Here is a 22,047-nt window from a genome sequence, read left to right on the forward strand (position 1 = left end):
ACGAATTGATAACTGTCAAGGATGTATTTGGCTCAAAATGTAGCGCAAGCGATCGTAGTCGTCTTTGAGGAGGGTGCTGAGGGTGCGTCCGGCTTGGACTAACCATTGTCTATCAGCTTTCCGCAACTGATATACCTCTCGAATCGCGGCAGCGGTTAAAGCTTCTACAGGCGCACCTTGAACTTGTAATAGAGTGCGTAGAAAATCCAGGCGATCGCTAAATAAAATGACATCTTCTGGCTGACAGCAATAGACCGCTTGGTGAATTTGCGGCGGACGAGGCGGAAGGTATTGATAAACTTGGCGTTGAGCGCGTTTTGAGGCTTTAGCTGGCTCAAAACCGATAATGGCAGCGCGAAATTCAGTTTTGAGCATGGCGAAAATTTGCGGCTGCTGTTCGCGCAACTCCATGAGAGATAATCCTAAAGCCCTTGCCCGATGGATTGAGTCGATCGGCATGGTAGTAGCGTAATAAACTACCCCATAAACTTGATTTCCCGATTCATCATCCGCAGACTTTACCCAACTACCAAAAGGTGGCATCACTGGAAAGCTCAAATCTTCTGGTTCCAAGCATTGAGCTAAAAATTCCGTTGTCGAAGTTTCGATCACTTCGGCTATGTAGCTGGGGTGGCGATCGCCTGTTGTAAATTGTGGTAGGGGAAGGCGCATATTTCAAGGCAGAAGGGTAAAGGTTGAAACGTTAATTAAACTTTATCCTTCATACTCTATCCTGCGGTAATTGGTAATTAGTAATTGGTAATTGGTAGTTGGTAGGTATTCTCCCCCTCAGCTTCCTCAACTTCCTCAGCTCTCTTCTCCCCCCTGCTCCCTGCTCCATGCTAACTTTTAGCTAGGCAACATCGCTGCCGAGCAAACGCTCAAATTCACTCTTGATAATCATGTAACACTCGCAGGAAGAAGCTTCTAGCCCTTCACGGTCGAGAATAGTCATTTTACCCCGAACGTAGCGGATCAGCCCTGCTTTCTGAAGAACGCTGGCTGACAAACTGACAGTAGGGCGGCGCACGCCCAGCATTTGCGAGAGAAACTCTTGGGTGAGCGGAAACTCATCTGAACCCACTCGGTCTTGAGTCATGAGTAACCAGCGGCAAAATCGCTCCTCGACTGAGTGTATGCGATTGCAGGCAGCTATTTGGGAAATCAGGTTAAACAGCGCCTGCGTGTAGCGTTGCAGCAGATCGTGAAGCGTGCTACCTGGGATAACTTTATCTTTAAATACATCTACTCTCATCCTCCAAGCTTCGCCAGGAATTTGTGCCAAAGCCTGACCAGGAATCTTATTAGATCCCAGGAATACGGGAAGACCTACCATTCCCTCATTGCCAACCGTTCCCACTTCAACTGCTGTACCGTCTTCCATCAGCGTCAGCAAAGAGACTACACCACTCTTAGGGAAGTAGACATACTGAATAGATTCGTTAGGTGCGTAGAGAACTTGCTTAAAAGTCAGGGGGACTAACTCCATGTTAGCTACGAGGCGTTCGTATTCCTCTCTAGGCAAGCTCGCTAAGAGTTGATTTTCAACAGCATGATGGGGGTTATTGGATACCAAAATCAAAAACCTCTTTGAGCTAGTCTTATCTAAATCGATAACTGACAGCATCAATCGAGGACTTCTCACCCAAGATTTATTTAATTATAAATATTGTAAATAACGTATGTATCTTAGCTAACATATAGAATAGGAAGTGTGTTAGTTAGCTGACATAAACGTTTAACTCCCTTGTTTGCAGTAGGCAACGATCGCCCTGGCTTGCCAGGGCGATCGTAGAAGCATCATAGAAAAAGCGTGAATAGCAAACACGAACATAAAATCTTTTCCCACTTTCCCAATGTTGCGTTTAACGTTGTGGCGATCGCCGCTTCTAAAGGTGGGTTAAATGCAATTAGTCAAATTTTATCCACCTTACCGTCAGATTTTCCCGCAGCAATTGCGATCGTACAGCACTTGTCTCCTAACTGCCCCAGCTACCTGGCTGAGATTCTCAAATACCGCACTAGACTGCGGGTGAAAAACGCAGAGACAGGAGAATTGCTGCGCCCAGGAACGGTTTATGTTGCCGTGCCTGATAAGCATTTGGTCGTTAATCCTAGCGGTAAGTTGTCGCTATCGGATGCAGCGAGAGTTAACTTTGTTCGTCCCTCAGCTAACGTGCTGTTTCGATCGGTTGCTACAAGTTATCAGAGACGGGCAATCGCTGTAATTCTGAGTGGTAAAGATACTGATGGCTTACTGGGAGTGCTAGCAATTAAGAAACACGGTGGCATAGCGATCGCCCAAAATGAAGCGACTTGCGAGTGTTTCGAGATGCCCAAGGCTGCCATTAATACTGGGAAAGTAGATTTCGTGCTTCCCCCAAATGCGATCGCCTCTACCCTATACGACCTGGTAATGTCACCAAAAGCAGCATAATGGTCGATCGTTGTTAGTTGTTGACCGATAGTCGATTGCAACTAACAACCAACAACTAACAACTTACTTGCCTTTTTTCCGAGTCACTTCGACTGCTTCTAGTTCGGATTGATTGAAAGTAATCAGTTTATCCCAGTTACCACCTTCAAACAACACAGCAACTTTACCATCAGTAATTCTCTGCACTAGCCCTTGATAACCGTAGTAAGTATCGTTAGGATTCTTAACGCGCACAGTTGCTCCTGGTAGAATCATAGCTTTTCCTCTTTGTTAACACTGATAATTTAAATTTTCGCTTATAAGTGTAGTGATGTCAGTTATCAGTTGTCAGTTATCAGCGAACAGGGTGTGGGGTGTGAGATGTATGGAATTGGTAGTTGGTAGTTGGTAGTTGGTAGTTGCTCCCAAGTCCCCCAAGTCTTCCCGATTTCCCCTGTACACCTACTTCCTTGTCCCCTTGTCCCCCTTGTCCCCCTTGTCCCCCTTGTCCCCCTTCGCCCCCTAATCCCCACTCCCTTCGGTCGTGGGATCCCCGAGTTCCCCCTTGTCCCCCTTGTCCCCCTTGTCCCCTTGTCCTTTCTTACCCTAGCCCCTAACTCCTCGCTCCTCGCCCCTTTCTCTTTGGGCGATGGTTGGCGACGGATTGCACGATACCGATCGCGATCCAATTAGTCAGCAGTGCCGAGCGCCCGTAACTCATCCAAGGTAAGGGAATTCCCGTGACTGGTGCAAGCCCAATCGTCATGCTGATATTGACGATGACTTGGAACACTATCATCGAAAATACGCCGATGACAAGGAGGGAACCAAAATCATCTTTGGCACTTTGGGCAATCAATACCAATCGCAAGCAAATCAACCAAAAGATAAATAATAAAACAAGGCAACCAATAAAGCCCCATTCTTCGCCTACTGCCGAAAAGATAAAGTCCGTGTGCTGTTCGGGAATGAAATTGAGTTGGGTTTGCGTGCCTTGGTAAAGTCCTTGTCCCCATAATTGCCCGGAACCAATGGCAATTCGCGATTGTATTAAATGATAACCGCCGCCAAGAGGATCTTTCTCTGGGTCGAGAAATAAAATGATGCGGTCTTTTTGATAGTCTTTGAGCAATCCCCAGAGAATGTGTCCTAATTCTCCTGCCAGAAAGTTAATTCCAATCGCTCCAACTGCCGACAACCACCGCCAAGGCATAGTCGCCAGGGCGATCGCTCCCATTGCTACAGCCCAGATGCACCAAGCTGGTAAAGAGACGTTAAATAGGATAACTGCCACGATCGGAGAAATTAATAGGATCAACCAGCCAGGATTGACATTACCCCAGTAGAGCATTCCGAGAGTTATTGCCCCAAAAACTAAAGATGTTCCCAAATCTGGCTGTGCGAATACTAAAACCCAAGGCACGGCGCTAACTAACAAAGCGCGCAGCACGCCAGGAATTTTTCCCGCACTACGGGATTGTAATAATGCTGCTAGGGTGATAATCATCCCAACTTTGGCAAATTCTGAGGGTTGGAGATTAAACCCAGCAACACTAATCCAGCGTTGAGCGCCTTTGGCACTGATTCCAGCTAGCATGACCGCAATCAGAGATACATTCGTGACGGCATAAGTCAACCAGTGCCAGCGCAAGAGAAAATCGTAGCGGCAAAGCGATAGAAAGAAAGCCAATGCCAATCCTATACCACCAAACAGCCAATGCTGCCACCAATCGGTAATTCCTTGATTTAACTCTGCACTGCGAATGGAAATACCACCAAATATTGTGATGCCTACAGTCAGCGCCAACAGCCACCAGTCCACCTGCTGCCAAGGGGCAAGCAGTAATTTCCAAGGAACAGAAAATATGAATCTTTTTAACAGCATGGACGAGGATTGGAGATAGGGACAAATTACGACTAATTCATGGTTCCCTTTTCATAGTCTAAATTTAGCTTTTTTTCCTCACTCCTCACTCCTCGTCCCTCACTCCTAAGTTAATGCTGCTACCGAGACTTTACCCGCGATCGCCATTGCTACTGCCATTAAAGCTTTAGCAGAGGCAGACTCAGGTTCAGCAACAACAATGGGAATACCGCGATCGCCTCCTTGACGCAGGGAAATTTCTAACGGAATGCAGCCTAACAAGGGTACGCCTAGTTCTTTAGCTGTTTTTTCCCCGCCACCAGAACCAAAAATATCGTAGTGTTTATCTGGCGCGTCGGGGGGAATAAAGTAGCTCATATTTTCCACGATTCCTAATACTGGAACTTGCATCTGTTGGAACATCCGCAAGCCTTTGCGAGAATCTAACAATGCTACATTTTGGGGTGTCGTGACAATCACTGCACCCGCCATCGGTACGGCTTGCGTTAATGTGAGTTGAGCATCTCCGGTTCCCGGTGGCATGTCTACGATGAGATAATCTAATTCTCCCCACTGGACTTGATAGAGAAATTGGCGAATAATCCCATTGAGCATAGGTCCCCGCCAAATTACAGGCTGATCTTTGTCAATGAGAAAACCCATCGAGACTAACTTCACACCATGATTGAAAACCGGATCGAGAACGTCCCCTTTCTCGCCTTGGCGGACTGCAACCTGTGCTTGTTCTAGTCCCAGCATAGTAGGCGCGTTAGGACCGTAAATGTCTGCATCCAACAATCCTACTTTTGCCCCCGATTGTGCTAGAGCAACGGCAACGTTGACTGCGACAGTACTTTTTCCCACACCACCTTTGCCACTAGAAATTGCCAAAATATTTTTCACTCCAGCAATTCCCGTGCGATCGGGTAAACTTTTCTGTTGCGGCGTTTCTGCTGTTACGTCTACCGCGACTTCCGTAACTCCTGGTAGCTGCTTGACAGCTTTCTGGCAGTCTTCCACAATAAACTCTCGTAACGGGCAAGCTGGAGTTGTCAAAACCAAAGTGAAGCTGACTTTGCCATTGTCAATTTTGACATTGCGGATCATGTTCAGTTCTACTAGGCTTTTGCGGAGTTCTGGATCTTGCACGGGGCGCAAAACTTCTAATACGGAGCTGGTACTAAGGGTATCGAGCATGACATTCTTCACTCTCTAAGGCTGCTTTGCTATCTATTTGCATCTTAGCGGTCAGTGTAGAGTGAAAGTCGATCCATCCCAAAGGCTTTGTCAATGGTGTGAATGGTGAAATGGTTATGAGTCAGTCGGACTTATCGCCGATTACAACCAGCCGCGCAACCAATAAATGACAATTCCGATGTATTCTTTGAGAGTTTGAGTGAATAAAAATAAACTGCTGGCATCTGGTAACAAACTCAGTAATTTAGCTTCGGGCGAACTCGCTAGCTCTTGAAACTCTTGAGTAGACACTTGAAAATCAGTGGGAGCGGGAATAGCTGCTATTCCTAAACGTTTGAATATTGACAGCGATCGCGGCATATGCATTGCTGAAGTGACCAATAAAATCTGGCGAATACCTCGCTGTGTCAGAATTTGACGCACGTTAACTGCATTTTCGTAAGTATTGCGAGAGTTGGGTTCCTGAACTATTGCCGATTCTGGCACGCCCATGTTCTTCAGTAACGCTGACATATCAGTTGCTTCAGCAGAATCATTCCCGTACCACTCAATTCGTCCTCCACTGAGAATTATTACAGGTGCTTTACTCTGTTGATAGAGATAAGCAGCATAGAGGAGGCGATCGCCGCCTTCAGTCACTTCTACAGTCGGGCGTGGTGGTGTTGACGTTCTGGTGACACCACCCAAAACCACGATCGCATCGGCAGTTGGTACAGTATTGAGTGGCAAATGCTGCCACTCTAGCGATCGCGCGAAAGAACGAGCAGCCCAGCTATTACCCCCTACCAATAAAATTATCAGAGCAAGAGCAATTGCGATCGCCGCCCCGCGCGTTTTTTTACCCCACAACAACAGCACTAACCCCACCACCAAAAGCACGCAGGCTATTCCCAACGGGTAGAGAAATAGTGGTAGCAATTTCGACAGGAAGAGGAACATTTGGGTGGTAATTGGTAATTGGTAATCGGTAGTTGGTCATTCTTAACTTACGACTTGGGACTTACGACTTCAATTGAGTTTCTACAGGCTGTGTCGTGTCAATTGTGGTGACGTAGGGCTTTTCGGTGTCGGCAAAAGGCTCGGCGGTGGCTTGTTGAGACTCTAGTAAGTCAACGGTAGCATCGGCAATGTCTCCGGTGCGCTGTTGCAGCCGTTGGCGCAAGACTTCTACTGGTGCGGTACAGTGGAGGATTTGTAGGGGAATTTGACGGGATTCTGCTTGGGCGATCGCCTCTTGACGTAAAGCGGTGCGATCGTATTTGGCATCTAAAATGACTGTAAAACCCTCACTTGCTAGCAGCAGTCCTAAATCTAACAGCCTTTGATAGGTTTTTTGATGCCATTCAGTAGTATAAATTTCATCTCCCCCGCGTTGTTCCAGGGGAATTCCGGCTAAATGCTTGCGAACTGCATCGGAACGGATGTGAATTGCTCCCATTTGTCGCGCTAGTTGCTTCGCTACCGTACTCTTACCCGCACCCGATAGCCCAGACATGAGAATTAACTTGCCTTGACGAGGTTTGGTATATTCCCAGGCTTGGCGATAGTAGTTTGCTGCTGTTTTTGCGGACTCTTCCTTTACAGCTGCGGGTACACCTGGATCGTCCAGCAAAAATGAATTGACTTTTGCCCGCACGTATGCCTGACGGCTGAGATATAAAGGATAAACTTGCAATCCTTCCCAGTCGCCTGTTTGCTCTAAATATGTATTTAAAAAGATATTGCCTAAGTCCTTGCGCCCCCGTGCCTCAAAATCCATCACGGCAAACGCCACGTCATACATTACGTCTACAAATCGAAATGGTTCGTTAAATTCAATGCAATCAAATAATAAAATTTTGTCATGCCATAGACAAATATTTTGCATGTATAAATCGCCATGACACTCGCGAATAAAGTCACCTGCCATGCGGCTTTTAAATAATGACTCTTTCTCCGCAAAAAACTTATCTGTATACGCTTTTGTTTCGTCAAACTGGTTTTGTGTCTGTGCTTTGCCAATATATTTTTCTGATTGCTCGTAGTTCTCATCAAAAGCTTGGCGAACTTGAGCTACTTCCCCAAAGTTACGAATATAGTCGTTGATTGCAGCTTTTTTATGGTATTCTGCTACAACTCGTCCTAAGTTAGTCATTAGTTTTTCGTCAACTTTTCCCTGAGAAAACATGTTAATTAACAACATATCTTGGGGAAATTGACGCATTTTTAATACGTATTCTACAGGCTCTCCCGTACCTCCTAGTTGGTACTGCTGTTCAGTTTTAGTAATTGGTAATACTTCCAAATAAAGTTCGGCTGCACCTCTTTGATTTAAGCGTAATTCTTCTTGACAAAAGTGCTTTCTTGCTTCCAGCGTTGAATAGTTTAAAAAACCAAAGTTCATCGGCTTTTTCACTTTATAAGCATACTCTCCAGTTAATAACACGTAAGAAATATGCGTCTGAATCAGTTGAATTGGTTCTTGCACTGGATGAGGGTAAAACCCAGGCTGCATCATTTGTTGAATCGAAGCGGGAATTGAAGCTGCTGTCATTTCTTTCCTCTGTGTTTTCTAATATTCCCCCGATCTTGCGGGGGTTAGGGGATCTCTTCTGCAAATAAAAAACCAGGAGTTTCCCCCTGGTATTATCGGCAATTCTACTCAAGTTGTCAGCTATTATTCTGCTTCTGCATCAGATTCTGATGCTGATTCCGTTCCTGCCTCTGCTTCCAACTCTTCTACCGCAGCTGCGGTTGTCTTCTGCGGTGATAAAACAGTCACAACTGCTTGTTCTGTGTCACCTAAAACTGTTACCCCTGACGGTAAAACTAGTTCGCGAACGTACAAGCTATCACCTACGTGTAGGTTAGAGATATTAATCTCAATCGCCTCTGGAATACTATCGGGATTGCAACGAATCTGCAAGCTTGTTGCCAGTGTATCGACAATTCCGCTTTCTTGCTTTACGCCTACTGCATCGCCAACAAAATGTAGAGGTACTTCTACATCCACAGAATCTTGCGCTGCAACGGCAAAGAAGCTGATGTGGTAGATATTTCCCTTATAGGGATGAGATTGTACTTCCCGTACCAGAGTTTTACCACGCCAAGGAAGATCGGTGATGTTTAGATCGATGATGGTGTTGTTGACAGAAGCCTTTTTCAGCATTGTTTCTGCTGTTTTAGCATTCATGACTAGAGAAATTGCTTCTGTACCTTTATGTCCGTAAAGGTTTGCTGGAATCATGCCACCGCGACGTAAAGCATTAGGTTGACTTCCCTCTGGGCGTTTTTGACACTCAACTGTAAGTTCCATCTTTGTTGTTAATTGTTAGTTGTTGGTTGCTAATGTAGGGGCGTACATCTGTACGTCCCTACAACTGACGATTCGTTACTTAGCTAGCTGAGACGGGCGTGCCGTCAGCGTGCAATAAAGCACGTTTAGGTCCGTGGATTGGGTCTTCCACGATGATAGTTTGGTCGCGGCTAGCGCCGAGAGAGACGATCGCGATCGGTACTTCCATTAACTCTGCCAGAAATTTCAGGTAATCGAGCGCTTGTCTGGGTAGATCGTCTAACGTGCGACAATCAGCTGTCGATCGCTGCCATCCTGGTAAAGTTTTATAAATCGGGCGGACTTTGGCAAATTGGCGGGCGTTGCGAGGGAAGTGTTCGTAGCGATCGCCATCTATTTCGTAGGCGACACAAACTTTGATTTCTTCGAGCGTGTCGAGGACATCTAACTTCGTAATTGCCAAGCAGTCTATGCCGTTCACTCGCACGGCATAGCGACCGATGGTGGCATCAAACCAACCGCAGCGCCGTTGCCTTCCGGTAGTCGTACCAAATTCTGCCCCGCGATCGCACAATAGTTCCCCTAGTTGTCCGTCTAATTCTGTGGGGAATGGACCTTCTCCTACCCGCGTCGTGTAAGCCTTTGCTACGCCAATCACGCGGTCGATTGCCGTGGGACCTACCCCTGTCCCAACGCAAGCCCCTCCCGCGACGGGGTTAGATGAGGTGACGTAGGGATAAGTGCCGTGATCGAGATCCAGCAGCGTACCTTGAGCGCCTTCAAATAATATATTTCGCCGCCGTTGAATCGCGTCGTAAATTTTCAGCGAGGTATCGACTACGTGGGAACGCAAGCGTTCTGCGTAACCCAAATATTCGTCAATGACGGCTTCTGGATCTAAAGGTGGTAGATTGTAAAGTTTTTCGAGAATGACATTTTTATATTCGATCGCCCACTGTAACTGTTCTCGCAGTCCTACCGAATCCATTAAATCGAGAACTCGAATCCCCGTCCGTTCTGATTTATCGGCATAGGTGGGTCCAATTCCTCGCCCTGTCGTGCCAATTTTATAATTACCCCGTCTCTCTTCTGCCGCGCGATCGATCAGCCGATGATAAGGCATGGTGACATGAGCGGTTTCAGAGATAAACAAGTTATCTGTAGAAATATCTAAACTTTCTAGCCGATCGAGTTCCTCAATCAAAACTTTTGGGTCGATGACCGTACCGCAGCCAATAATGCATTCTGTTTTAGGATACAGAATTCCAGAGGGAATCAGATGCAGCTTGAAAGTCTGATCTTGGACGACAATCGTGTGTCCGGCGTTGACTCCCCCTTGGTAACGAACCACAATGTCAGCGGAGCGACTGAGTAAATCCGTGACCTTTCCTTTTCCTTCATCGCCCCACTGGGCTCCTATAACAATGACGTTAGCCAAGGGTATTTCTGAATGTTAGAGTTGACACAATCTACAACTATAGTCGCAGATTGTATCTGATGTCAAGTTGAAAAGAAGGGTGTATGGTGTGGGGACAAGTCACGAGTATTTTTCCCTTTGCTTCCCTGCTCGATCGCTCCCTATTCACTGATAACTGTTCGCTGTAGGATTATTAACTCCTAGTTGACGCTCGGGAGAAACGATCGCACCTGTTACTCTTTGTAACCTCGCTCCCAAGGAGAGCAGTTTGACTTCTAGTTTCTCGTAACCGCGATCGAGATGGTGCAGTCCTTGAATTGTTGTCTTACCTTTTGCTGCTAGTCCTGCTAGTACCAAAGCGGCTGAAGCGCGTAGATCGCTAGCGACGACTGGCGCACCAGATAGTAGGGGTACTCCCCGCACGACAGCAATATTGCCCTCAACGCGAATATCTGCCCCCATGCGATTGAGTTCGGCGACGTGGCGCAGGCGGTTTTCAAATACAGTTTCGGTAATGACGCTATCGCCCTCGCTCAAACTCAGCAAAGCCATGAACTGCGCTTGCATGTCTGTGGGAAAACCAGGGTAAGGCAGAGTTTTAATATCCGTTCCCCGTAATCCTTCACCAGGGACAATACGAAGGCAGTCAGGTGCATCGGCAACAATCTGCACTCCAATTTCTTGTAATTTGGCGATCGCCGGGGTGAGATGGTCGGGAATGACTGGCGCTAATGAGATCTCGGAGTTGGTGATGGCTCCCGCTACTAAAAAAGTTGCGGCTTCCACGCGATCGGGAATAATTGCATAATCTGTTGAGTGCAAGCGGGGAACGCCCGAGATCGTAATTGCTGTAGTTCCAGCTCCCCGAATGCGCGCTCCCATAGAGTTACAGAAATTAGCTAGATCGACAACTTCTGGTTCTTGAGCAGCGTTTTCAATGACTGTTTCTCCTTCAGCTAATGTCGCCGCCATCATCAAGGTTTCTGTTGCACCGACGCTGGGATAGTCTAAATAGATTTTGGCTCCTTTCAATCTCCGGCTACTGCCAGCGACGTAGGCATTGACCATACCATGCTCGATCTGGACATCTGCCCCCATTGCCTGTAAGCCCCGGACGTGCAAATCAACTGGTCTAGCTCCAATCGTACATCCACCAGGTAAGGGGACTTGAGCATATCCCTGGCGAGCTAGTAACGGACCAATGGTAAAGAAACTTGCCCGTAGTTGACTGACAATTTCGTATGGAGCTTGAGATGTGCTGAGATCGCTAGCATCAATATCTAATACATCACCGTGTTGAGAGATTTTTACTCCCAGCGATGATAGCAACTGACCCATGCGCGCCACATCCACGAGTGATGGTACGTTACGGATACGACAGTCTTGAGGACAGAGCAAAGCACCAGCGATGATAACAAGGGCAGAATTCTTTGCTCCGCTGATTTTGACCTGACCTGCCAAAGGATGCCCGCCCCAAATTTCCAGTACGGCTGGATCGACTTCTGGTGAAGGCTGCGGTCTAATTGAGTTATGGGTAGTAGTAATGGCTCTGTCCTCCGAATCTAGTTAATCCGTACCCGAGTTGGCAAAAATTTGGTTTAGATTTTACATTGAGATGGTAAAAGTTTAAACTGTGAATTTTCTTATCTCTGCTACAAATATCTGGATCTATCTCGGTATTTCTACAGTTGCTGCCCTAAAGTTTTTGCTTTAGTCAAAAAATTTTAGATTTGGTCATTAGTTACTTATGAGTGGCTGGTGGCTAGTGGCTAGTGGCTAGTGGTTTGACTCTTTTCTAGCCACTAGCCGCTGATAACTGACAATTGAAAAACCTTGACAAACACAGATATTTAAGTGATGATGAGAAATTGCGCCCACCGAGGGCGAAGGCAAGCGGAACTGGCGGAATTGGCAGACGCGCATGATTCAGGTTCATGTGCCGAAAGGCTTCCGGGTTCAAGTCCCGGGTTCCGCATCAATTTGGAGTTTTGGTTACTAGCAACGAGCTATTAGCTTTATATGTTTAGCCTTATATGTCCTGTGAATCTAGTTGGCAGTTAATTACTACCACGATAGTTCCGAATCGTCAATAGTAGATTTTATATATGATCGCGAGTTTGCAAAATCCTCTGGTCAAGCAGATGCGAAAGCTGCACTCTGCCAAACAGCGATCGCAACAGGGTGTTTTTCTCTTGGAAGGAACGCATTTGTTAGAGGAGGCTTATGCAGCGAAGTATCCCTTGGAATGCGTCTGTTGTACTTCCCAATGGCAGGAAAACCATCAACAGCTTTGGCAGCAGATTAGTCAATCGGGAGCGCGGATAGAAATTGTCACTCCAGAGGTTTTGCAGGCGATCGCAACTACGATCAATCCCGATGGAGTTGTAGCGACAGCAACTAGACAGCAAGGGCGAGAAGTACCCCATACAGGCATTAGTTTAGCTTTAGAGACGCTGCAAGATCCTGGGAATTTGGGAACGATAATTCGCACGGCGGCGGCGGCTGGTGCATCGGGGCTGTGGTTGAGTAGGGATAGTGTAGATTTAGACAATCCCAAGGTGTTACGAGCTTCCGCTGGGCAGTGGTTTCGATTGCCGATGGTCGTGAGTCAAGATCTGCGGCAAACTGTACTCCAGTGTCAGGCGGCGGGAATGCAAGCGATCGCGACTTTACCTACTGCGAAGATGACATATTGGGAAGTAGACTGGCAGCGTCCGAGTGTCATTCTTTTGGGAAATGAGGGAGCGGGATTATCAGCAGATCTAACGGCAATGACAGATCTACAGGTGCAAATTCCCCTCTGTGCAGGGGTAGAGTCGTTGAATGTGGGAATCGCAGCAGCGTTGCTGTTATACGAAGCACAACGACAGCGATCGCAGCAACAGGTAGAGTCTATTTAACAAAACAATTGCAGCCAGCACCAAGCGGATCGGCACGGACGATGACTTCTGTACCGTTAGCTAGTCTGGCAATAAAAGTTACCTGACCGAAATCGTTGATTCCATCTGTAGATAGAGCAACACTTTGTACCGTATAACCAAATAAAGAATCACCAGTAGCAATAACTTTATGTTTGACAGGATCGGAACCAATAAAAATTCCTTCGCCACCTGTATCTAGTTGCGCAAAAAATGCAACCGTACCGCGATCGTTAATTGTAGGGGGTACAGCGGCAGAATTATAATTGTTCCCACTGCTAAAGCTGCTGTAGGCTCCGTTAGTATCGGCAACAGTAGTTATTTTAGTGCCGTTACTCTTCAAGATTGCTGCCTTAGCAGGATTAAACTCAGCCGTGTATTCGCTTGTCGGTTTGATTTCCAAAGCAACATATGCAACCGTTCCTCGGTTATTGAGCGAGGGAGAGAAAGCGCCATTCTTAGGAGCCATGACATACAAAGGATAAGTAGTACTGGATAAAGTTGTAGTTTTCGTCCCTTTGTTGGCAAAAATTTCAAAGGCTCTACCACTTTGAGATCTGTAGACGATCGTGCCGCGATCGTTAATATTGGCTGAATCTACAGTGGACAATCTAGCGTCACTTGCTTCAGCAATCAGCCTACCATCACTACTCAATACACCAATACCACGCATATTCTGAGCGACATAAGCAATAGTGCCTCGATTATTAAGTGCCAAAGATACAATGCGATCGTAGGCAGGATAGCCACTCTCAGGTGATGGCTTGTAAGCAGGAACTTGAGTTACCTTACCATTTGTACTAGTAAAAATCGTTTCCGTTGGATACTCTGTGGTGGTAGTTCCCCTTGCTGGTGTGGCAACAAAAGCAACGGTTCCAGTATCGTTAATAGCGATGGGACTACCGATACTTTCATATAAACCAACGTTTTCGGCAATCGTTGTTATTGTCTTGCCCGTACTGGTGTATGCTCCTAATGCTCCGTCCGTATTGGCACTAAAGGCAACGGTTCCAGCATTGTTGATAACAGGCAATCCAAAGCTGCTAAAAGAACTACTCGTATCAGCCATCTTTTGGTAAGCGTACTTGGAAGACTTGACCGCAATCGCTCCACTATCGATTAAGCTCAAACTCAGACCAATGGCTGCTACTGCAATACAACTTTTTGACTTCATAACTATCTAACGCTGCAAAGAATACAAAACGCATGAAATTTCATAAATGTCAGCGCTCAACCATTAACCGTCAACCGTCAACAATCTGAAAATTCAGCTATTTTGTTAAAACTTAGCTAGAGCGCGATCGTCAATACATCCTAAACGAACCCCCACAACTCCATATAAAAATTTACAGTAGAAGAAATATGAAAGATGCTATATTAATGGATTGTGTCGAATCAGAGCTAGTTCATGCCTAAACTGAAAACTCGCAAAGCAGCGGCAAAGCGGTTCCGTGCCACAGGCACTGGTAAGATCGTGCGTCGTAAAGCTTTCAAAAATCACATTTTGGAAAAGAAAACGACTGCTAGAAAGAATCGTCTCTCAAAAGCAGCACTCGTACACGAACGCGACGAGCAAAACGTTCGGATGATGCTCCCTTATTTGTAAGTTACTAAGGAATTCTATTCATGACTAGGGTAAAACGCGGTAACGTTGCCCGCAAACGCCGCAAAAAAATTCTCAAACTCGCGAAAGGATTTCGCGGTTCTCACTCGACTTTGTTCCGCACGGCAAATCAGCAAGTGATGAAAGCATTGCGGAGTGCCTACCGCGATCGCCGCAAGCGCAAGCGCGATTTTCGTCGCCTGTGGATCGTGCGGATTAATGCAGCGGCAAGACAGCACGGGATGAGCTACAGTCAATTGATGGGGAATCTCAAGAAAGCTGAGATTCAAATTAACCGCAAAATGTTGGCACAATTGGCAGTTCTCGATCCGGCTAGCTTTGCTAAAGTTGCAGAACTCGCAAATCAAGCAAAATAAAGGATAAAGGATGAAGGATGAAGGCAGAATGAAGGTAAGTAGAAGCATGACGAACTGTTTGCACTTCTTTCTTTTACTCTTCCCTTTAACCTTTACCCTTTACCCTTTCACATTTAAAAGCAACGCCGCCGAATTTAAAGAGATTCAACAGCGGGGTTATCTTTTAGTAGCTGTAAAAGACAATTTACCTCCTCTAGGCTTTCGCGATCGCCAAGGAAAGCTGCGGGGATTAGAAATTGAACTCGCCCAAAAATTAGCAGCAGATTTACTGGGAAACCCAGCAGCAGTAAAATTTATTCCAGTTGCAAACCGCGATCGCCTCAATGCGGTAATACAAGATAAAGTCGATTTAGCGATCGCCCAAGTCACAGCTACAGATTCGCGATCGCGTTTGGTTAGTTTCAGTCCGCCTTACTACATGGATGGTGCGGCAATAATTGCTAAAAAAGCAACAGCAGAAAGTCTCAACGATGTTGCCAAGAAAACAGTTGCCGTCCTCAAAGGTTCTTCCACAATTCCAACAATAAAATATTTGTTACCGCAAGTACAGTTATTAGGCGTTGATTCCTATCAACAGGCGCACGCATTGCTAGAGTCTGGCATAGCAGCCGCCTTTACAGCCGATGCCAGCGTGTTGAGCGGTTGGGTGCGAGAATATCCCCAGTATGAGATTCTACCGACATTATTGTCAGCCGAACCGTTAGCTGTAGTCATGCCAAAAGGATTGCAATACGACAGCTTGCGACAACAAGTCAACGCTGCGATCGCCCGTTATACTACTGCGGGCTGGCTGCGACAACGGGCAGAATTTTGGGGCTTACCTGTAGATAAATTACGCAAATAAGAAGGATTGGAAGACTTCTTTCAGCCCCCTTAAAAAGGGGATTAGGGGGATATTCTTTGCCGTAAACAAAAAGCAAAACACTATAAATCAAACAGAAGGAAATGTAAAACTCGTAAAACTTAACTCATTGATCTCATTCCACCTATAAACTTGGGCGCGGAACGCATTCCATTGCTGGTAAATCTGTTTAAAAGTCGCATCTTTAGCAGCATTTTCAGATAACAAATCGGTAGTTGCCTTTTGTGCTGCTTGCATAATTTCTTTAGTATAAGGAGTTAGCCTTGTTCCGCCCTTCACGAGCCGTTCTAATGCTGCCCCATTTAAAGCATTGTATTGAGCCAAATTATCCATATTGGCATCTGTAGCAGCACTCTTGAGAATTTCTTGATATTCCTTTGGCAGCTTATCCCAAGCAGCTCGATTGACCAATACTTCCCAAGTTGGTCCTGGTTCCCACCAACCCGGGTAGTAATAAAACTTTGCTGCTTTATTGAGACCTAATTTTTCATCATCGTAAGGACCAACCCATTCTGCTGCATCGATCGCACCTCGGTCTAGTGCTAGATAAATCTCTCCGCCAGGTAGCACCTGCACGTTCACGCCCAAGCGCGACATCACCTGACCTCCCAAGCCAGGAATTCTCATCTTTAAACCGTTCAAGTCGGCAACTGATTTAATTTCTCGCTTGAACCAGCCACCCATTTGCGCCCCAGAGTTACCAGCCGGAAAATTAATCACGTTGAAATCAGCATAAAGCTTTTGCATTGCTTCCAAACCACCACCGTGATACAGCCAAGCATTTTGCTGCTGGGCAGTTAATCCAAATGGTACGGATGTGGCAAAGGCAAGGGCAGCATTTTTACCAATATAGTAGTAACTAGCGGTGTGACCGCATTCAACCGTTCCTGCTTGGACTGCATCTAGAACTTGCAATCCCGGGACTAATTCCCCCGCGACAAATGGCGTGATGATAAACCGCCCATTTGACATTTCCTGCACCCGCTTGCTGAAGGTTTCCGCACCACCGAAAATCCCCAAAGCTTTAGGCCAACTTGTAGCCATGCGCCATCGTACTTTCGGTAAAGCACCTGCTTGCTGGGCGTTATTGGTTTGCACGCGGACGCAAGCACCTAAAGCTGTGGTGGTAGCAGCAGCCGTAGTCGTTTTGGCAATAAATCGTCGCCGTTTCATTGTTGCTCTAAAAATTGAGAATCGGTCATCATACTACTGGTTATGTCACCAACAGCACATTTGACTTAAAAGCATGACGATCGTACCACGGCAGCTCGTTATCTCTGTTGCGCGATCGCGTTTATTAATTTAGAAACGGAGAGGAGAGGATTCGAACCTCCGTTGGGTTTGACCCCAAAACTGATTTCGAGTCAGCCGCATTCAACCACTCTGCCACCTCTCCACAGGAGATAGTCTTGCTTTATTTTAGACAAGAATACTATTCTACAGTGCAGATGCCTTGTCTTCAACTGTTTCTACTGCAATTTCAAACTTATCTTTGGGTGTCCATTGCACTGCACCGTCTCTGCCCGTCAAGAACACCTTAGTTTTGCCTTGTTGCAATTCAGCGATCGTTTTCGGATCGAGTTTAGCACTAGAGGCGATCGCCACTTCCGGCTTCACTGCTGCAATCAAGCTAGAATCTAGTTTCTCTCCCGACCATACCAATACCTGAGCATGTGGTAATTTTGTATCAGTCTTCTCTATCTCTCTTTCCCCTAAAATTAACCAGATCCGATCTTGGATCTGTATCTGTAGAATCTGTTGTTGGGCATCGAGTAGCTTTATAAATGTCGAACCTGTAGATATTTCTCGCTCTGGAAGCAACTGCTGGCAGTTTGGATCTGTTAGTTTGGCAGTAATCTTTATGCTGCGATCGCGATTAGGGCAATTATAAAAATTTTTGACTGATAAATTTTGCAAAAGTAACGACCAACCATTTATGTTGTTCATCGAATTAGGCTCTGCTGCTACTGCCCAATCGAGCTGATTAATCCCTTGTTGTTGTAAAAAAGGTAAAACTGTAAACCTAGAAGTGGTTTCATCTCCACTATTTAATAATAAGACTTTACTCCGGTCTTGTATAACTAGAACAGGTTCTTTTCCTGCTGCTAAAACAGTAACTCGGAATAAGCTAGCTTGAGTTTGCCAAGCTGGAATAAATATTAAGCTAATCGTGACTAGCCCTACAATCCACCATTTTTTCTGCCACCATTTTAGACTGCAAGTTAAGATAAATAACCCATATATTATTACGAGCTGTAATGAGGATATTATTCCTACAGCGGTTGCTGCTCCTGGCAGTCTAGCAAAAAAATTGACGAGTTCCATGAGGTAATAAGTTGGATAATATAATAACCAAGCTAAAGCACTCCCCATAGCTGGATGTATTAACGCTGCGAGCGCACTGATAAAAGCCCCTAAGCTAATAATGGAAATTGGTATTGTTGTTATTATGTTAACTAAAATACTATAAGGTGAGATTAAGCCAAAATTGTATATTTGCAGCGGAATTGTCCAGATATAAGCTGAAATTGGCACTGCGATTAAAGTGGCGATCGTAGGCGGCAACCAATCTAGCTTGTTCGTCAAAGCGGGTACTGTTACTATTAATCCTAAAGTTGCTAGAAAACTAAATTCAAAACCTAAATCCCAAATCCAAATAGGATTGATGAATAATAACAGAGTAGCAGCTAATAAAATTAATCCTAAAGGTTGAACTTTTCGTTCTAATGCTAGAGCAGTTAAAGCACCAATTCCCATAATAACTGCTCTTAAAACTGATGGTTGTAAACCTGTAAGACCGAGAAAAATTAGGAGTGCCAATACTCCAATAATAAATTGAATTCGATTAGAAAAACGCTGAGCGATCGCTAATACTACTCCAAGAATTAGAGATACTTGAAAACCGGATGCAGCTAAAGCATGAGCTAAACCAACTCGAATAAACGAGTCGCTGACAGAAGATGGTAAGTCAACTACGCGGTTTCCTAAAACCATCGCACTTACCAAAACACCCTCCGGTACGCCTAACCATTGCACTTGAGAGCGAAGAATTTTTTGTCTGACTGTCCACCATCCCCAATTCTTAGTTTTATTATTGATTTCAGAATCAATTAAACTAACCTCTTTTCCCTTTAAACCAGCAAAACTTCCCTCTCTAGCTAAATAAGCCTGAAAATTAAATCCTCCTGGGTTATTTGGCGATTTAGGTTTATATAAAATTCCTGTTGTAGTAATTCTTGTTCCTTCATGCAATCCAGTTGCTTGTAATAAAGGTACAGTTGTATATAATTTTCCCGATATATCTTTACTAATATCGTTGCCAATATTTAAATGAAACGCTTCTAGCCAAAATTGCGATCGTTGATTTCTTGTTAAGCGTGGCGTACTAGTAATTGTTCCTTGAACAGTTACAACTTGTACTGAATCTTTAAGAGTAGCAGTTATAAATTTACTAACATCATTCTCACTAGGATGCGGTGTTCTAATTTGAAAATATATAGTTGCACCAAACCCTACTAATCCAGCTAACAACCATATTTGCGGCTCGATCTGCCAAAAACTTCTATGTAACTTAGTTCTCAATATACTTTTTCTACCAAAGTGTGATAAGCTTACAGTTAGAATTCCTATAACTATTAAGTTATATTCTCCCCAATTGAATGCAGTAGCTAGTAAGCCTAAAATATATGCAAAGCAAAAGATAGTCAGAGTAATGTGATTCATTAATAGTAACAATTATTTATTCTTGAATTTGATATATATATCTTTATGATTTGGGTTTTTAGTTTGGGGAATTTGTTTAATTTCAAATATCTTCATAGATTGAATTAGTTTACTGAGATTTGTACAACCATAATCTTTCGATTTAAAAGATGGATACATCTTATGTAACTGATGTCCTAATATACCTACACTAGTCCATCCATCTTTTCCTACAGTCATATCGTACACTTGTTTAACAAGTTCTAGTAATTCTCGATCGTGTTTCAATTTTGAATGAACTTGCTCGAATATTTTTTGTAAAACTTCAGTAGATGCTTGTTCATTTTTACTTACAATTACGGTTGAAGTTTGCTTTTCCTTCGTCGAACTATTGTCTAAACTTCCTGTATAAATAAAGCGATCGCACGCTTTAACAAAAGCTTCTGGTGTTTTTTTCGCCAAAACCATAAACGATCAAACCAGCTTCTCTAATTCTGCAAGCTAACTTAGTGAAGTCACTATCGCTGGAAACAATACAAAAACCATCAAATTTGTTGGTATATAGTAAATCCATTGCATCAATAATCAAGGCACTATCTGTAGAGTTCTTGCCTGATGTATAGCTAAATTGCTGTATCGGTTGAATGGCAAACTTATGTAGCTTTTCTTTCCAGCTACTTAGTTGGGATTGCGTCCAGTCTCCATAAATTCGTTTGACGCAAGCAATACCGCAGCTAGTAATTTCTTTTAGTAAAGGTTCAACTAGACTTGCTTCTACATTATCTGCATCAATAAGTACTGCAAGTCGCGCAGTTTTAAGCAAAACATCATGTGGCATCATCAGCTTGGTGGGATTTTAGCTTTTTATGAGCTTATAATTCCCACCTCCAACAGCAATCTCAATACAAAGCAATTAAATCGCCAAACCCAACCTCAATCCCAAGACAGCATGGAGAAACATCAAAAAAAGTGCTGTACTACCCAAGTAAGCGTGAACTGTGCGTAAAGTACCTTTATCTTTACCAAAACCAAAAAACGCGAGCGCTCCATTTACTAGCAATAACAGTAGTACAATCGATCCAGTCCAAAAATGAGGACTCTCCAATATTGGGTGTTGTTGCATTACCAGCGATAGCAAGCCACCAGTATAACCAGCTGCCATAAAGCCAAACATCCAAGGCGCTAGAGTACGGTGAGATATCAAATTTTCAACTGCAACGTCCTTATCTGCAACTATTCTTCCTCGCCACCCCGCAAATCCAACAAAACTACCCATCACAAACACGACAATTCCCATCATTAAGGGATGTCCCCAATGCACGATTGGTTCTGGAATGCCCAAACTACGAAACCAAGCTGCGATCGGTTCCAATAGATCTCTCAAATTATCCATTAGTTTTCTACCCTTTTGCTTTGTGCAGCAGTGGAAACCCTAACGCTTCCCGCTGCTGAATGTACAGTTGAGCCACTTTTCTTGCCAAATGCCGAATTCTGCCAATATAACGAGTCCGCTCCGTAACAGAAATCACTCCCCTAGCATCTAGTAGGTTAAAAGTGTGAGAACACTTCAAAATATAATCCAAGCTAGGTAAAACTAATGCTCTTTGAGTCAGTTGTTCTGCTTCCTGCTCGTACATGTTAAACAACGTCAGCAACATTTCGGGGTTTGAGGCTTCAAAGTTATACGTACACTGCTCGATTTCCCCTTGGAGATGAACGTCTCCGTATGTGATGTTGTCAGTCCATTTCAGTTTTGTAAATGCCTCTACTCCCTGGAGGTACATTGCTAGTCGTTCCAAGCCGTACGTAATTTCAATTGAAACAGGACGACAATCAATCCCACCGCACTGTTGAAAGTAGGTAAATTGAGTAATTTCCATCCCATCCAGCCAAACTTCCCAACCAGTACCCCAAGCACCGACAGTCGCGTCTTCCCAGTTATCTTCTACAAAGCGAATATCATGATCTTCTGGGTGAATACCCAAAGCTCTTAAGGAATCGAGATATATGCCTTGAATATTCTCAGGAGAAGGCTTAATCAATACTTGATATTGATAATAGTGTTGAAAGCGATTAGGATTCTCTCCGTATCGTCCGTCTGTAGGACGGCGACAAGGTTCCACATAAGCGACTGACCAATGTTCAGGTCCCAACGCTCTTAGAAAAGTATGGGGATTTTTCGTACCTGCACCTTTCTCCGTGTCATAGGGTTGGGCAATCAAGCAACCGCGATCGCCCCAAAACTTATTTAGTACAGCAATCACTGATTGAAAGTTCACAAGTCTCGTTCCTCAGCAGCACAATGCATATGTCATTGTCGCTTAAACTATGTGAAATCAGCAGTCTGGGGCGAGCGAAAATATTTTTCTGCCAAGTAGTTGACAAAGATGGAAGAGGGTTGCTAGATTAGTAAAGCG

22 protein-coding genes, 2 tRNA genes and 1 pseudogene are annotated in these 22,047 nt (G+C 44.8%); 6 read left to right on the top strand and 19 right to left on the bottom strand.

Features of this window, described 5'->3' with window-relative positions; genetic code table 11:
• Positions 1-15: 15 nt before the first annotated feature.
• The gene (locus M5J74_RS25700; protein WP_015156841.1) at positions 16-672 is read right to left on the bottom strand and encodes an HAS-barrel domain-containing protein; all 657 of its coding nucleotides are present in this window, start codon (positions 670-672) and stop codon (positions 16-18) included.
• Positions 673-853: 181 nt separating this feature from the next.
• Positions 854-1,579 (bottom strand): Crp/Fnr family transcriptional regulator, encoded by a 726-nt coding sequence (locus M5J74_RS25705; RefSeq protein WP_041463480.1) that lies wholly within the window; start codon positions 1,577-1,579, stop codon positions 854-856.
• 234 nt (positions 1,580-1,813) lie between these two features.
• Here M5J74_RS25705 and M5J74_RS25710 point away from each other — a divergent pair, with 234 nt between their 5' ends.
• On the top strand, positions 1,814-2,437 hold the full coding sequence (locus M5J74_RS25710; RefSeq protein ID WP_106169962.1) for a chemotaxis protein CheB: 624 nt from the start codon (positions 1,814-1,816) through the stop codon (positions 2,435-2,437).
• A 63-nt stretch (positions 2,438-2,500) separates the two neighbouring features.
• Here M5J74_RS25710 and M5J74_RS25715 read toward each other — a convergent pair whose 3' ends face one another.
• From M5J74_RS25715 to murA, 10 genes are all read right to left on the bottom strand, one after another.
• Complete coding sequence (locus M5J74_RS25715; protein ID WP_015156844.1) at positions 2,501-2,692, bottom strand: NAD(P)H dehydrogenase subunit NdhS; 192 nt, start codon at positions 2,690-2,692, stop codon at positions 2,501-2,503.
• 65 nt (positions 2,693-2,757) lie between these two features.
• Positions 2,758-3,105: a hypothetical protein gene (locus tag M5J74_RS25720; RefSeq protein WP_250014048.1), complete on the bottom strand. Its 348-nt coding sequence runs from the start codon at positions 3,103-3,105 to the stop codon at positions 2,758-2,760.
• Complete coding sequence (gene rodA / locus M5J74_RS25725; protein WP_015156845.1) at positions 3,030-4,301, bottom strand: rod shape-determining protein RodA; 1,272 nt, start codon at positions 4,299-4,301, stop codon at positions 3,030-3,032. Before rodA ends, M5J74_RS25720 begins: the two co-directional genes overlap by 76 nt.
• 105 nt (positions 4,302-4,406) lie before the next feature.
• Positions 4,407-5,477, bottom strand: a complete 1,071-nt coding sequence (locus tag M5J74_RS25730) for an Mrp/NBP35 family ATP-binding protein (RefSeq protein WP_250014050.1) — start codon at positions 5,475-5,477, stop codon at positions 4,407-4,409.
• A 141-nt stretch (positions 5,478-5,618) separates the two neighbouring features.
• The gene (locus tag M5J74_RS25735; protein WP_250014052.1) at positions 5,619-6,335 is read right to left on the bottom strand and encodes a YdcF family protein; all 717 of its coding nucleotides are present in this window, start codon (positions 6,333-6,335) and stop codon (positions 5,619-5,621) included.
• On the bottom strand, positions 6,316-6,456 hold the full coding sequence (locus M5J74_RS25740) for a hypothetical protein (protein WP_219336008.1): 141 nt from the start codon (positions 6,454-6,456) through the stop codon (positions 6,316-6,318). The genes M5J74_RS25735 and M5J74_RS25740 overlap by 20 nt, the downstream gene beginning before the upstream one ends.
• 21 nt (positions 6,457-6,477) lie before the next feature.
• The gene (locus M5J74_RS25745; protein WP_250014054.1) at positions 6,478-8,010 is read right to left on the bottom strand and encodes an AAA family ATPase; all 1,533 of its coding nucleotides are present in this window, start codon (positions 8,008-8,010) and stop codon (positions 6,478-6,480) included.
• Between the two features lie 123 nt (positions 8,011-8,133).
• On the bottom strand, positions 8,134-8,772 hold the full coding sequence (locus M5J74_RS25750) for a 50S ribosomal protein L25/general stress protein Ctc (RefSeq protein WP_015156849.1): 639 nt from the start codon (positions 8,770-8,772) through the stop codon (positions 8,134-8,136).
• A gap of 79 nt (positions 8,773-8,851) precedes the next feature.
• On the bottom strand, positions 8,852-10,189 hold the full coding sequence (locus tag M5J74_RS25755; protein ID WP_015156850.1) for an adenylosuccinate synthase: 1,338 nt from the start codon (positions 10,187-10,189) through the stop codon (positions 8,852-8,854).
• Positions 10,190-10,333: 144 nt separating this feature from the next.
• On the bottom strand, positions 10,334-11,713 hold the full coding sequence (murA, locus tag M5J74_RS25760; RefSeq protein ID WP_051033298.1) for a UDP-N-acetylglucosamine 1-carboxyvinyltransferase: 1,380 nt from the start codon (positions 11,711-11,713) through the stop codon (positions 10,334-10,336).
• Between the two features lie 348 nt (positions 11,714-12,061).
• Here murA and M5J74_RS25765 point away from each other — a divergent pair.
• Positions 12,062-12,143, top strand: a tRNA-Leu gene (locus tag M5J74_RS25765).
• Between the two features lie 130 nt (positions 12,144-12,273).
• Positions 12,274-13,068 carry an RNA methyltransferase gene (locus M5J74_RS25770; protein WP_106168368.1) on the top strand — a complete coding sequence of 265 codons (795 nt, stop codon included), beginning with the start codon at positions 12,274-12,276 and terminating at the stop codon, positions 13,066-13,068.
• On the opposite strand, the gene M5J74_RS25775 is transcribed toward M5J74_RS25770, so the two are convergent.
• Positions 13,061-14,260 (bottom strand): choice-of-anchor tandem repeat NxxGxxAF-containing protein, encoded by a 1,200-nt coding sequence (locus M5J74_RS25775; protein WP_015156853.1) that lies wholly within the window; start codon positions 14,258-14,260, stop codon positions 13,061-13,063. The two genes, M5J74_RS25770 and M5J74_RS25775, sit on opposite strands and share 8 nt — an antisense overlap.
• Before the next feature lie 234 nt (positions 14,261-14,494).
• On the opposite strand from M5J74_RS25775, the gene rpmI reads away from it, so the two are divergent.
• From rpmI to M5J74_RS25790, 3 genes are read left to right on the top strand one after another with little or no spacing between them, the layout of a single operon-like run.
• Positions 14,495-14,692, top strand: coding sequence for a 50S ribosomal protein L35 (gene rpmI, locus M5J74_RS25780; protein WP_015156854.1), 198 nt, complete (start codon positions 14,495-14,497; stop codon positions 14,690-14,692).
• A gap of 20 nt (positions 14,693-14,712) precedes the next feature.
• On the top strand, positions 14,713-15,066 hold the full coding sequence (rplT, locus tag M5J74_RS25785; RefSeq protein WP_015156855.1) for a 50S ribosomal protein L20: 354 nt from the start codon (positions 14,713-14,715) through the stop codon (positions 15,064-15,066).
• A 10-nt stretch (positions 15,067-15,076) separates the two neighbouring features.
• Positions 15,077-15,910 (top strand): transporter substrate-binding domain-containing protein, encoded by an 834-nt coding sequence (locus tag M5J74_RS25790; protein ID WP_015156856.1) that lies wholly within the window; start codon positions 15,077-15,079, stop codon positions 15,908-15,910.
• 87 nt (positions 15,911-15,997) lie between these two features.
• On the opposite strand, the gene M5J74_RS25795 is transcribed toward M5J74_RS25790, so the two are convergent.
• The 6 genes and pseudogenes from M5J74_RS25795 to glyQ all read right to left on the bottom strand — a co-directional run bounded on the left by M5J74_RS25795 (position 15,998) and on the right by glyQ (position 21,909).
• Positions 15,998-17,101, bottom strand: a complete 1,104-nt coding sequence (locus M5J74_RS25795; RefSeq protein WP_015156857.1) for a TRAP transporter substrate-binding protein — start codon at positions 17,099-17,101, stop codon at positions 15,998-16,000.
• A 136-nt stretch (positions 17,102-17,237) separates the two neighbouring features.
• Positions 17,238-17,324 (bottom strand) — tRNA-Ser (locus M5J74_RS25800).
• 41 nt (positions 17,325-17,365) lie between these two features.
• Positions 17,366-19,651: a ComEC/Rec2 family competence protein gene (locus M5J74_RS25805; protein ID WP_250014056.1), complete on the bottom strand. Its 2,286-nt coding sequence runs from the start codon at positions 19,649-19,651 to the stop codon at positions 17,366-17,368.
• 12 nt (positions 19,652-19,663) lie between these two features.
• A pseudogene (locus M5J74_RS33680) lies at positions 19,664-20,468 on the bottom strand (NYN domain-containing protein).
• A 75-nt stretch (positions 20,469-20,543) separates the two neighbouring features.
• The gene (locus M5J74_RS25820; RefSeq protein WP_250014060.1) at positions 20,544-21,023 is read right to left on the bottom strand and encodes a DUF4079 domain-containing protein; all 480 of its coding nucleotides are present in this window, start codon (positions 21,021-21,023) and stop codon (positions 20,544-20,546) included.
• Positions 21,024-21,030: 7 nt separating this feature from the next.
• Positions 21,031-21,909 carry a glycine--tRNA ligase subunit alpha gene (gene glyQ, locus M5J74_RS25825; RefSeq protein WP_015156860.1) on the bottom strand — a complete coding sequence of 293 codons (879 nt, stop codon included), beginning with the start codon at positions 21,907-21,909 and terminating at the stop codon, positions 21,031-21,033.
• Positions 21,910-22,047: the final 138 nt, after the last annotated feature.

The organism is Chroococcidiopsis sp. CCNUC1, assembly GCF_023546805.1.
Classification (GTDB): Bacteria; Cyanobacteriota; Cyanobacteriia; order Cyanobacteriales; family Chroococcidiopsidaceae; genus Chroococcidiopsis; species Chroococcidiopsis thermalis.

Coding starts and splice junctions, on each gene's coding strand:
- M5J74_RS25730 (WP_250014050.1), bottom strand. CDS start 5,477: ATGCTCGATACCCTTAGTACCAGCTCCGTATTAGAAGTTTTGCGCCCC.
- M5J74_RS25775 (WP_015156853.1), bottom strand. CDS start 14,260: ATGAAGTCAAAAAGTTGTATTGCAGTAGCAGCCATTGGTCTGAGTTTG.
- M5J74_RS25740 (WP_219336008.1), bottom strand. CDS start 6,456: ATGACCAACTACCGATTACCAATTACCAATTACCACCCAAATGTTCCT.
- rodA (WP_015156845.1), bottom strand. CDS start 4,301: ATGCTGTTAAAAAGATTCATATTTTCTGTTCCTTGGAAATTACTGCTT.
- M5J74_RS25750 (WP_015156849.1), bottom strand. CDS start 8,772: ATGGAACTTACAGTTGAGTGTCAAAAACGCCCAGAGGGAAGTCAACCT.
- M5J74_RS25820 (WP_250014060.1), bottom strand. CDS start 21,023: ATGGATAATTTGAGAGATCTATTGGAACCGATCGCAGCTTGGTTTCGT.
- M5J74_RS25795 (WP_015156857.1), bottom strand. CDS start 17,101: ATGAAACGGCGACGATTTATTGCCAAAACGACTACGGCTGCTGCTACC.
- M5J74_RS25700 (WP_015156841.1), bottom strand. CDS start 672: ATGCGCCTTCCCCTACCACAATTTACAACAGGCGATCGCCACCCCAGC.
- rplT (WP_015156855.1), top strand. CDS start 14,713: ATGACTAGGGTAAAACGCGGTAACGTTGCCCGCAAACGCCGCAAAAAA.
- M5J74_RS25790 (WP_015156856.1), top strand. CDS start 15,077: ATGAAGGATGAAGGCAGAATGAAGGTAAGTAGAAGCATGACGAACTGT.
- M5J74_RS25745 (WP_250014054.1), bottom strand. CDS start 8,010: ATGACAGCAGCTTCAATTCCCGCTTCGATTCAACAAATGATGCAGCCT.
- M5J74_RS25770 (WP_106168368.1), top strand. CDS start 12,274: ATGATCGCGAGTTTGCAAAATCCTCTGGTCAAGCAGATGCGAAAGCTG.
- M5J74_RS25715 (WP_015156844.1), bottom strand. CDS start 2,692: ATGATTCTACCAGGAGCAACTGTGCGCGTTAAGAATCCTAACGATACT.
- M5J74_RS25805 (WP_250014056.1), bottom strand. CDS start 19,651: ATGAATCACATTACTCTGACTATCTTTTGCTTTGCATATATTTTAGGC.
- rpmI (WP_015156854.1), top strand. CDS start 14,495: ATGCCTAAACTGAAAACTCGCAAAGCAGCGGCAAAGCGGTTCCGTGCC.